We start from the raw sequence: 10,297 nt of genomic DNA, 5'->3' as shown, positions 1-10,297 counted from the left end.
GAACGGACCTATCCAGGAGGGCTCCGACGCCGTGATCACACCAGTCACGGCAAGATCATCTCACCCCTGACCAGCAGTTACGGGACAACCTCTAGGACAGCGGCGACGAAAGCGCAGACTTCATCGGGACGCAGATCACCACCTAGCGTGGTTACCGACCGGCCGGTGGCGAGGAGGGCACCAAAGTCGGCGGCCGCCTTCTCTCTTCCTGCCAGCACCACCGTTCGGTCCAGCGGGATGCGCGTCGATCGGAGCCAACTGTCCGTCCACCACGAGTCCAGAGACCGCACGCCCGGCAGTGCCTTCCCCAGCCGGGCAGCAAGCCATGCCGTGGTGGCCGGCGCTTGCTCCAGCCATGCATCGATCCCGTCGAGGTTCTACCCACGTACCTGCCGCCACCGACCATCTTCGGTGTGACGCTCGGCCCAGTTTCGAGCATCTCTCCACGTGTCAAGGACGACTTCTATGTAGGTGACGTCTTGGGTCGCGATTCGGGCCTTTGATCCTTTTCTCGTAGTCATCCTCGGCCTTGCTATTGCCGCCGCTAACAGACAGCTCCCACACCGAAGTTCCCTCGGGCACGAACGCCGACGGTCGCGACGCTGTGACGATGCCGTCGTATCCGCCGACGGCAGTTCCGGACCCGCCGGGCATGTCCAGCGATTCCAAGCCGCTTGCGGTCTCGGCTATCAAGCGCCTAATCAGCAGCGGGAGGACGGTATCGAAGCCCGCGTCACCACGGGCCTTGCGAAGATCGTCACGATCAATTGGCGGCCACACAGTCATGCTCCGACGGTACTGCTACCCACTGACACTCCCCTCGGCTTCAACTCCGTCGACGCCATCGTCGTCCGCCTCATGCTCATCCACAGACAGCGTTCAACATCAGTTGGCGGCCTGGAAGCTGAGGTCCGAGGCCTGATGCATGTGATCAAGCTGAGGCCCCCAGCTGTCTCAGACCGCGGTTCGCAACTGAGACCCTCAATCGCACCCGCTGCTGCACTCCGCAGTTCAAACTCCCTGGGTTCGGTGAAAGCATCGTCGATCGCCTTGCGGGTCCGTCTCCCGCTGGATGGCAGCAGGTGCGTGTACGTTCGGAGCGTGAAGCCCGGGTCCGAGTGGCCGAGGTACTCGGAGAGCGCCTTGATGCTCTCCCCCGCGTCCAGGAGCACGGAGGCGTACGCGTGCTGGAGGGCGTGCATGCCGTCCTCCGGGGCCGCCTGGAGATACCTCGCCCCAGCGCTCGCGGGGCGGGATCACTCCGGCTGCGACCAGGGCTCGCTTGCAGGCGCCCATGTTGGAAACGCTGCGATTGTACGCCCGGTTCTTCTCGTCGACGACAAGCAGCCGGAAGGTCTTGGGCTCGCCGTCGGACTTCGCCCAGGGAAGCGTGACCCCCGTGGGTGGGAATCGCCTCATGCGGGCCTTGAGGGCAGTGGCCAACTGTGCCGACAGCGGCACTGACCGGATGCGGTTGCCCTTAGGCAGAGCGAAAACCGGCTTCATGCCGACGAGCCGCACCTGGTGGTTGACGTGGATACAGCCGCCTTTGCAGTCGATGTCCTCGACGGCGAAGGCGAAGACCTCCCCTTGACGTAGGCCGCACCCGAAGGCGAGCTTGCCGGCTGCCTGGAAGGGCTCAGTCAGCTCAGGCAGCCCGGCGATGACGGCACGCACGCGCTCCGGGGGCCAAGGGACGCTCTTCTTCTTGGTCGTGGTCGGCAGCTTGACCGACTTCGACTTGCACGGGTTCTTCGGCAGCAGCCCGTCCTCCACGGCCATGCCCAGGATGCTGGAGAGGATGTCGAAGATGCCCTCGATCGTCGACACCTCGAAGCCGCCGTCCTGCAGCCGCCGCCCCAGCGTCGACGGAGGACTGCAGTGGGGCTGCTCTACGTTCCCTGCGGGTGCTCGCCGTCGGCAAGTGCCGAAGGGGTGGGGGTGGCGGAAGCGGGAGAAGTTACGGGGGCGGCACGCGAATTTACGTTGCAGTTCAAGATGTGTCGCTTTATGACCGGTCCGCACTGCGGAGTTAAGCAGTAAATCGCCAAGGCGCCATTAATCGAATGCAGGGACGTGGGCCGGCATCCGGAGGATGTAGCGTTTCCGGGTGGGAACCCCGGCGAAGGTTTGCGGCCAGTGGCCGGGGTTCCCCAGTTGACTTCTTGCGCCCATTTCTCCAGGAGGACCAGTGCGGCCCTTTTCGCAAGACCCGGCCGGAGTGGTAACCACACCACCCCGGTCCGACGCTGCAAGGCTACCCAGCGGGGGTGACCATCTGGACGGGGGTTCGGGTGCGGCCGCCGCTCGAACAAGATCCGGTTTACCACAACGCAGTCACACATTTACCTAGTCGGTGGCAGCCGAGCGCAGCGGACGGGCGTAGACCTTGACGGGGCCGCCAGCGACTCGCTGGGTCATCATCCCGTATTCGGCGCCCTGGGCGAAGGGGATGAGTGTGCCCGTTCTGAGAGCCTCGGGGCGTGCTGTCTCGAATGGAACCTGCACATGGATTGGGCGGTCCGATGAGTCAGTCCCGTCGACAATTCCATAGCCCATACCTTCGTCGGTGATGGAAGTCAGCGAGACATCTTTACGGTCCCCATCCCCTTCCAGGCAGATTCCCTTCTCCTGTTGGAGGTCAAAAGCTACCGGCCCTGCTGCCAGGTATCGGCCCTTCGGCGAAGCCGTGATTTGGTGCCCCCACTCGTCCACGGCATCGAGCAACCCGCCGCATTCAACCTGAGCCTCAACTCGCCCCGTGGCCACGTCCTGGACCATAATTACCGGGCCGCTCCCGTTGGGATACCTGCCACCCTCCCATGCCGTCAGAAGATGCGTACCGACAGCGCCGTAGGCACGTCCGTTGAACTCGTCCATAGGGCCGGTCGTGCGCGCAAAGCCCTTCGGCGTCACATCGGGACTCTTCCAAGTGCCGGGAACCCCGAAGCCACCCAGATTGTCGGTGTTCGCCAGTACTGGCCCGGCCTTGCTGATGGCGACGAATGCAGCGCCGGAACAGGACCGCCCCGGAGGACACACCTCCATTTCTATGTTGGCGTGATTCCTCGGATCCACCTTCCCGCTGACCGCGTCCACCACCGCAGCGCCCGTACCGTGCGGGCCCCCCTGGTTACTGCCCCAGGTGACCATGAGGCGATGCCCGTCATCGAGCACGTGTGTTTCTCCAGGGGCGGCAGCGACGGGGACGGAAATTTCGCGCAGCGGTACCACCGCATCCCCTCGGGAGCCGGCTGCGTACACGGCCAGCCGCACTACCTCCTTACCTTCGTGCAATTCATCCCTTCCCTGCATGCCGTGCGCCCACGCCACGAGATACTCCCGGCCACTCTTCTCAACTGAGACCAGCCCGGGAATCTCCGCAGGTTTCTCCGCATCCCCTTCTGCACCTTCGACAGGCGCGGGAGGCATCCATGCCTTCGCTGACCAGCGGATTTCCCCGGTAGCCCCCTCCCGCAGTCGTACCGAGTACCGGCCCGAGGACTTATCTATAAGCCCCACACTCCCGGATCTGAGCACAGTGACTGGCAGCGAAGTCGCGCGCTGGGGAATCCAGTCAAGGGTCGCGTCCCACCCGTGCCCGTTGTCATATGCGTCTGGTAGGGCCAACTTGGCCAGCTGCGTCGGCGACCCCTTCGAGTGTGACTGGTCATCCTTGCCCGAGTCATCGCTGCACCCGCCCAGCAGACCGACCGCCATTGTCATGCCGAGCAGCACCCCAGCAATACTCCGTCGCCGCATCTGCCACGCTCCTGTCGCCACACCTGCGAGTCTGGGAGATCGGGAGGCTAGCAGAAGAAGCGGGATTCGTCCGCTGGGCCTGACTGGCTCAGCTGCGTATGGCGAGATCTGAATACTCTGGTGCGGCGCAGGGCGACAGCCAGGCCCAAAGCTGCTACTGGGCGTAGAGGTTCAGGATGCTGTCGGCGACGGGTGAATCGTGGTTCTGGGTCACTTTTGGTGCAGGACTGACGGATGGTCACCGCCGCCGGGTGTCCGACACGGTCAGCGGCTGAGGAGGACGCGGTCGAGCCGCAGATCCGGGAACCGCTGAAGCAGACTCCGACCATGCGACGACCGTGATCGCCGAGCGGATCGGCTGGGAGAAGGACATGACGGTCCTCAAGGACCGGGTCCGCGAGTTGCGTCCGGCCTATCTCCCCATCGATCCGGTCTCGCGCACGACGTATCAGCCCGGCTAGCTGGCCCAGTGCGATCTATGGTTCCCTCCGGTCGACATCCCGCTGGGATACGCGGAGAGCGGACGCCCGCCGGTCCTCGTGATGGTCTCGGGTTAGTCGCGGATCATTGCCGCACGGATGCTGCCCACCCGCACCACCGGCGACCCGATCGACGGACACTGGAAGCTGCTGATTTGCTGGAACGCGGTCCCACGGATGCTGGTCTGGGACAACGAGGCCGGCATCGGCCGTGGCAAGGTGACCACCGACTTTGCCGCGTTCGCGGGCCCAGCCGGCACCGGCATCGCGGCACGAACCTCAACCCACTCCACATCCGTCATGTCACTGGGAAAGCAGCCCGTCCGCCGCCCCTGCGCGGTCGAACCGAACCGGTGCACGGAACAGTGAGCGTTTTCAGCGTTGCCTCTCCAGGGTGAGGACGGCTTGGGCGATGACGCTCATGCGGTTGGGGCTGATACAGGATCTGCGGAAGATCTGCCATGACTTCAGTCGTGCCATGCCTCGCTCGACGGGTACACGGGCTGCGGACAGGGCCCGGTTCGCGGTCTGCTCGGTGGTGGTGAGTTCGCCGCCTGGTGGGCGGCGCTTGGCGGTGGTGACCCAGTCGCCGGCGCCGATGTAGGCCATGTCGGCGAGGATCGGGACGCCCTGCCGCGCACAGACCCGAAGGATCTTGTGGTTGCGGGCGGCTGTCAGATCGTGGGTCCGGCCCGGCAATGCCGGCGAAAGCCAGAGGATTTCCCCGCCGAGGTCTGTGACGACCTGCACGTTCACCCCGTGCCGCTTGTGCTTCGAGGAGTAGTCGGCCCTGCCGTCACCGACGCGGTCGCACTCCGCGAGTGTGCCGTCCAGGAGAACGAAGTCCGGATCGTGTGCGCGTAGCGTCTTCAGCAGGCCCGGTGCCTGCTCGGCGAGCAGGCCGGTGACCGCTGTGACGTAGGCATGGGCGGTGCCGACCGATATCCCGAAGGCCGAGGCGATACGGGCGAGGGTGTCGTGGCGACGCAGGTACACGAGTGCGATCAGCGCACGACAGTGCGGCGGGAGTTTGCACCGGCGGTCACCTTCACGGGTGACGATGAGCATCGTGAGCCACTCGACCAAGGCGTGAGGCAGGTCGAGTGCGGCAGGATACGGAACCAACAGGGCTCCTGTGTAGTTGAGTTGAGACGCCAAACACCTCCCTCAACGGCGCGGGAGCCCTGTCCGTTGCACACCCCGACCCCACACCGCACCGTCGCCCGGTCAGTGACAACGCTGAAAACGCTCAATTGATGTCGAGTTCGGAGAACGGATGTTGATCAATCGGGTCGAGAACGTTGGTGGGTTTCGAGAGCGCGTGGCTGGTGTGTCGGGGCATGGCCAGGGCTGCAGATCGGGACGGATATCGTCTTGATATGACACATGAGTTCGATCTTGCTGCCTCCCTCGTTGACGGCGTCAGGGGACGCAGCGGCGCTTGGAGCTTCATCCGAGGCTTTGCTGGTCATTGGGCCAGCCCTCTGGAGGTCACCGACGGGTGGTCAGAGACCGATCTGGCCGCAGCTGAGGAGAGGCTCGGAGTGCGGCTTCCGGCTGCGTTGCGCGAGGCGTATCTGCTGTTCGGGCGCCGCCAGGATCTGACCAGTAACTACGACGTGCTCCTCGGCCCGGCCGAGCTCTATGTGGATGAGGCCGGACAGGCCCTGGTCTTCCGGCATGAGAATCAAGGCGCGGCGTCTTGGGGCATCCTCCTCGATAGCCTGCAGGACGATGACCCTGCGGTGTTTAGCCGGACTGATCTGGCGGACAAGAGCGCCGAACGGTGGGAAGGCTGGCTGGAGCGCCTTTCCCTGTGCTTCATTGAGATTGTTCTGTCCGAATCCCTGCATGCCGATGAAGAGCGCTGCGACTTCCTTGACTCCGATGAGTCCGACGTCGAGTCGCTGGAGGAGAACTTCGTCCGGCTGCCGTTCCCGCTGTATCCCACCGGTGATGACGAAAACGGGAGCCGATGGTTCCTGGGCCAGGACGCCCTGCTGCGCGACGACGCTGGCGCAGCCATTTTTGCCCGTGGCCGGACGGCAGAAGACCTCGACCGAGCTCGGAACCTGATCCCGGCAGACTGGCTCAACGACTACTGCTGACCACAATCATGCGGCCATATCGGCCAGGCTCCCAAGGCTGGAGTCAGCCCAGAGACTGCTGTTCGGCTCGTGCTCGTGTTGTGGCGAGGCGGTAGGAGTCGGTCCCGGTTTCGATGATGTTGCTGCCGAAGGTGAGGCGGTCGACGATGGCTGCGCAGAGGCGGGGGCCCCGTCGTGACCCCGGCGTCACTCGATCGTGGCCACGTTGAAAAGGCTCAATGCGTAGTTGAGAGTACCGGACGACCCCTCAGACGGGCTACATCATTTGATGTGTGGGGAGCTGAACAGGGCCCCACAGGCGGCCTGGAGGGCTTCTCCAGCCGAGTCCAATCGGGGGCCTCGGAGCACCGACGCCGGCAAGCACTTGGTGCTCCGGGTCCCCAATCGCGAAACAGGAGAGCGCACCGAGCCCAGCCCGCGAGCTGAGCTCCCAGACGTGGCCGGTGAGAAGTCCAGCCGGTTCCTGCGATGGATGACCTTCGGATACACGGCGGTCTGCACCGTGGGCGGTACGGTCATCGCACTGACGGTCTCCCCGCCGGTCGGACTGGCTCTGCTTGCCGTCGCGGCTCCCGCCATCACCATCCAGATCCGCCGGTGAATCTCGGCTGGCCGCAGTACTGAAGCTGCGGCCAGCAGGGCCCCCGTGCTCGCCAAGAACCAGAAGCTGAGTCGCGTCATGGAACTGTTCGGGGTGCCGGGATCGTGGGATACGACGTCGCCACCATGCTGTCGGCTCAGGAGGGTATCTGGCCTTCAAGGATCGCGGTGACCTTGTCACTCATAAACTCCATCCACGCGTCACGGTCTTGGCCGTTCAGCGGATGGAGCACTGCGGGTAGCGGGGCCCGGCACAGCGATCGGAGATCGGCTGCCGTTCGGTCCTCGCCGTACTGCAGCCAGTGGTCGACAACAGCCCACCCTTGCCCATCCACCACCGACTGACCGGCATGATGCGCACTCCCCCGGCCGCTGGGGGTGAGGGCCCAGGCCAGGGGGCGGAAGTAGACCTCCGAGAAGACGTCGTAGTGCTGCGTGTGCTCAATGACCCGGACGGCGTTGTACATGCCCGCCAAACGGGTGCGCCGGTCCAGGCATATGGCCAGGCGCAGACTGGCTCCGTCCGGCATCGTGATGCGATCACGCCGGTTGAGGAGGTCTTCGGCAAGCTCGCGGAACATCACCCGCAGATGCGGGCTGGTGGCGAACATACCGATGAGGATGGACCGGGCCACACGGGCCGGCGCCAGGCGCACAGGCGGCAAGTGGAGACGCTGTTGGAGGTTCACACGCGCCAGCACGGCATTACTGAAGTCCGCGTAGGCGGCGTCGTAGACGACGAGGTCGTCTTCGAGACCAAGGTCGCGATGGCCAGGGCAATGGTCCGCCGGGCGGCCGAGGAGAAGATCCCGTTCGGGTGGGTGACCGCGGACGCCAGCTACGGCTACTCCAAGAGCTGGCGGACCGAGCTCGAGCGGGCCGATGTCTTCCACGTCCTGGCCACCACCCGGCACGACACCGTGGTCACCCGCTGGGCCATGGATCACCCGGTTCATGACCTGTTCCATGATCTGCCGCGGCAGAAATGGAAGCGCCGCTCGTGCGGCAACGGCTCCCACGGGCCACGGATCTTCGACTGGGCGAGGGTCGAGGTTTGCCCCTGGCACCGGGAAGACCGGCGGCACTGGGTGATCGCCCGCCGCAGTGTCCGCCGGCCCGGGGAGATCTCCTACTACATCGCCTACTGGCCCGCCGGGACCACGCTTGACCAGCTGATTCAAGTTGTGACTTGCCGGTTCGCGCGCTCCCCGTAACGGTGCACAGATGCGGTGCCTGCGGGTCTGCCATCCACGACAGCAGCGCAGCTCCCGCCGGCTCCCGCCCGGCGGGAGGCCGCTCCCACCGCGCGTCGCTCATTCGCTGCCCGCCTGTTCGGCCGCGTACTTCATCAGACTCATGACATCGTCAGCACGGTCTGAGTGCCGTAATGATGACGGAATCGCACGGCGCGGCCATGGAGGCCGCGAGGAAGGGCAAGTGAGGCGAGCGAGTGCTCTTCAACGTTGACCATGACACGCTGGCGGACATCAGCCTGGTGGAGGATGTCACCCGCCTGCCCGAGGCGACGGCCCGGCAGTACGGCTTCGATGGCGAGACGCTGGCCTTTCTCACCGGCGTGGGACTGCCCAGCGCCGAGGAGTACGAGATCGGCTTCTACCTGCCCGAGGAGTTCGATGCGGACTTCGTCTGGGACTGCGTGGCCAAGGCCGCCGAGGGCTGGAAGACCCCCGAGGGCGTCACGACCGTCGTCAAGATCGGTAACTTCCCGATCAACGCGGTCACGATCGACCCGCGCACGGGCACGGTCTACCAGTACAGCGAGGGCGGCATGCAGGCCATCGCCATCCACCAGGACATCTCCTCCCTCATGCAGACAACGGCCCTGTTCCTGGACTACATCGGCTCCTACGACGCCGGGTACGAAGATGCGGAGTACGCCGACGCCCGCCGCCAGCAGGAGGTGGAGGCGCTGATGGCCCGCATCCGCGAGGTGGACCCGCTCCCCTTCGCTCACGAGTACAGCGAGTGGGTCGAGCTCTTCGACAACCTGCACGGCGGCATGTACACGTAGCGCTTCGCACTGGCTCACGAGCAAGTCAACTGCCCCGCAGCAACCGGCATTACCGTCGTCGAAACGACCGACAGACGAGCGCTGTTGCAGGTCAACGCCACCGCCGCATCGCTGCACCGGCTGGCGGACCCTCAGCAACGTCCGCAGGGTTCGTCAACAGTGTCCTGTACGAACGCTCATTTCCTAGCGGGCTCATACCTCCGTCGCGGTCTGCCGCCCACGATTCGAGGTTTGTTGCTGAAGCCACAGAAGTCCGTCGACGGCCACGGCTCGCTCGCGCAGACTGAGGCCGTTGTCAGCCGCCACTGCGCCGAGCAGATCGCGGGCCTTGTCGGTGTAGCTCCCACCCCAAGCGGCCACGACCATGGTCGCCGCCGTCCAGTCGACCGCGCTGCCGCTGCGGTCCGAGACGATGGCGCTCAATGCACTGGCCGTTTCCGGTGCATATCCCATCAAGATCCTGCTGGCCCCCATCTCCGCGCCGAGGGTCTCGGTGACCTGCCATCCGTAATCGCCGGTGACGGCGTCCACCTCCTCATCGGCAATGTCCATGAGGCGGGCGGCGGCCCTGCCCGCGAGGTCACCCGAGCGCAGCGCGTAGGAGATGCCCTCCCGGGACCAGTGGTCTACGAGAGCGGCGGCGTCCCCCGCGACGAGCACCCGGCCGCGCGCCAGCGGGGAGTCCGGGTGGCGGCAGCGGGTCAGGTGGCCGGTGTCGTGGAGCGGCCGGGAGCCGTCAAGGCCCTGGCGTCTGAGGAAATCCTGCTTGTACGCGCGGAGGGCCTCGAACGCGAGGGAGCGGAGGGCAAGGGCCTGGGCCACCCAAGGCCGAACACGGGCGAGTCTGGGCGGAATGGAAAGTCCAGCTGACCTACCAGCCGCACTGCCTGCGGGTCTGCCAGGACGGTGTCCTTCCGGGCCGCCTCCGCCGCACGGTGATACAAGGTCCACAACGCCGTCTCCGCGACTTCCGGGAATTCAGCCGTGCCGGATGGCTGCACTACAACTCTCCTCTCGCAGACAGGTCGCCGCCCACATGACACCGCCAGGACAGCACCTTGCCCAACGCCGACCATCCCTATCCGGTCACTGTGCTGGGCTCGGGCCCGCGCGGAACGGAGCGCCCGCAGGGCCTCCTCGGGGCGGCGAGGGTCTCGATCAGGCGGAAGGAAGACTGGGTTCGAGGCGACCGGCCCAAACACGGTCGGGTTGGACCGCAGCATGCCCACGTCCGCGAGGCAGTAACCCCACCCATCGAGGAGAGGCACCGCACGGAGAGCGCGGTGGCCCGCAGCGGACGGCGCACGTGTCCTGAA

10 protein-coding genes and 3 pseudogenes are annotated in these 10,297 nt (G+C 65.5%); 6 read left to right on the top strand and 7 right to left on the bottom strand.

Going from position 1 to position 10,297, the window contains the following annotated elements; translation table 11 throughout:
* Nucleotides 1-450 precede the first annotated feature (450 nt).
* The 3 genes and pseudogenes from ABZ565_RS33630 to ABZ565_RS33620 form a co-directional block, all read right to left on the bottom strand.
* Nucleotides 451-786, bottom strand: a complete 336-nt coding sequence (locus tag ABZ565_RS33630) for a hypothetical protein (RefSeq protein WP_361035587.1) — start codon at nucleotides 784-786, stop codon at nucleotides 451-453.
* 239 nt (nucleotides 787-1,025) lie between these two features.
* Nucleotides 1,026-1,851, bottom strand: a pseudogene (locus ABZ565_RS33625) (site-specific integrase); the annotation flags it as partial.
* 498 nt (nucleotides 1,852-2,349) lie between these two features.
* Nucleotides 2,350-3,333, bottom strand: coding sequence for a hypothetical protein (locus tag ABZ565_RS33620; RefSeq protein ID WP_361035584.1), 984 nt, complete (start codon nucleotides 3,331-3,333; stop codon nucleotides 2,350-2,352).
* 767 nt (nucleotides 3,334-4,100) lie between these two features.
* On the opposite strand from ABZ565_RS33620, the gene ABZ565_RS33615 reads away from it, so the two are divergent.
* Nucleotides 4,101-4,223, top strand: a complete 123-nt coding sequence (locus tag ABZ565_RS33615) for a hypothetical protein (protein ID WP_361035581.1) — start codon at nucleotides 4,101-4,103, stop codon at nucleotides 4,221-4,223.
* 117 nt (nucleotides 4,224-4,340) lie between these two features.
* Nucleotides 4,341-4,610 carry a hypothetical protein gene (locus ABZ565_RS33610; protein ID WP_361035578.1) on the top strand — a complete coding sequence of 90 codons (270 nt, stop codon included), beginning with the start codon at nucleotides 4,341-4,343 and terminating at the stop codon, nucleotides 4,608-4,610.
* Nucleotides 4,611-4,616: 6 nt separating this feature from the next.
* On the opposite strand, the gene ABZ565_RS33605 is transcribed toward ABZ565_RS33610, so the two are convergent.
* The gene (locus ABZ565_RS33605) at nucleotides 4,617-5,366 is read right to left on the bottom strand and encodes a transposase family protein (protein ID WP_361035575.1); all 750 of its coding nucleotides are present in this window, start codon (nucleotides 5,364-5,366) and stop codon (nucleotides 4,617-4,619) included.
* Between the two features lie 254 nt (nucleotides 5,367-5,620).
* Here ABZ565_RS33605 and ABZ565_RS33600 point away from each other — a divergent pair, with 254 nt between their 5' ends.
* Nucleotides 5,621-6,349, top strand: coding sequence for an SMI1/KNR4 family protein (locus ABZ565_RS33600; protein WP_361035572.1), 729 nt, complete (start codon nucleotides 5,621-5,623; stop codon nucleotides 6,347-6,349).
* Nucleotides 6,350-6,392: 43 nt separating this feature from the next.
* On the opposite strand, the pseudogene ABZ565_RS33595 reads toward ABZ565_RS33600, so the two are convergent.
* A pseudogene (locus ABZ565_RS33595) lies at nucleotides 6,393-6,515 on the bottom strand (AAA family ATPase); the annotation flags it as partial.
* A gap of 270 nt (nucleotides 6,516-6,785) precedes the next feature.
* Here ABZ565_RS33595 and ABZ565_RS33590 point away from each other — a divergent pair.
* Entirely contained in the window at nucleotides 6,786-6,950 is a 165-nt protein-coding gene (locus ABZ565_RS33590; RefSeq protein ID WP_361035569.1) for a hypothetical protein, read from the top strand.
* A gap of 136 nt (nucleotides 6,951-7,086) precedes the next feature.
* Here ABZ565_RS33590 and ABZ565_RS33585 read toward each other — a convergent pair whose 3' ends face one another.
* Nucleotides 7,087-7,560 carry a hypothetical protein gene (locus tag ABZ565_RS33585; RefSeq protein ID WP_361035566.1) on the bottom strand — a complete coding sequence of 158 codons (474 nt, stop codon included), beginning with the start codon at nucleotides 7,558-7,560 and terminating at the stop codon, nucleotides 7,087-7,089.
* Between ABZ565_RS33585 and ABZ565_RS33580 the strand changes: the two are divergent.
* Nucleotides 7,540-8,133, top strand: a pseudogene (locus ABZ565_RS33580) (transposase); the annotation flags it as partial. The gene ABZ565_RS33585 and the pseudogene ABZ565_RS33580 overlap by 21 nt on opposite strands.
* A gap of 266 nt (nucleotides 8,134-8,399) precedes the next feature.
* The gene (locus ABZ565_RS33575; protein ID WP_361035563.1) at nucleotides 8,400-8,981 is read left to right on the top strand and encodes an SUKH-4 family immunity protein; all 582 of its coding nucleotides are present in this window, start codon (nucleotides 8,400-8,402) and stop codon (nucleotides 8,979-8,981) included.
* Nucleotides 8,982-9,173: 192 nt separating this feature from the next.
* Here ABZ565_RS33575 and ABZ565_RS33570 read toward each other — a convergent pair whose 3' ends face one another.
* On the bottom strand, nucleotides 9,174-9,803 hold the full coding sequence (locus ABZ565_RS33570; RefSeq protein WP_361035560.1) for a hypothetical protein: 630 nt from the start codon (nucleotides 9,801-9,803) through the stop codon (nucleotides 9,174-9,176).
* Between the last annotated feature and the right edge of the window lie 494 nt (nucleotides 9,804-10,297).

Source organism: Streptomyces sp. NPDC016469 (genome assembly GCF_040632905.1).
In the GTDB taxonomy this organism is placed as follows: Bacteria; Actinomycetota; Actinomycetes; order Streptomycetales; family Streptomycetaceae; genus Streptomyces.
Note: the sequence above shows the minus strand (reverse complement) of the source record. Positions and strands in the feature narration are given on the sequence as shown.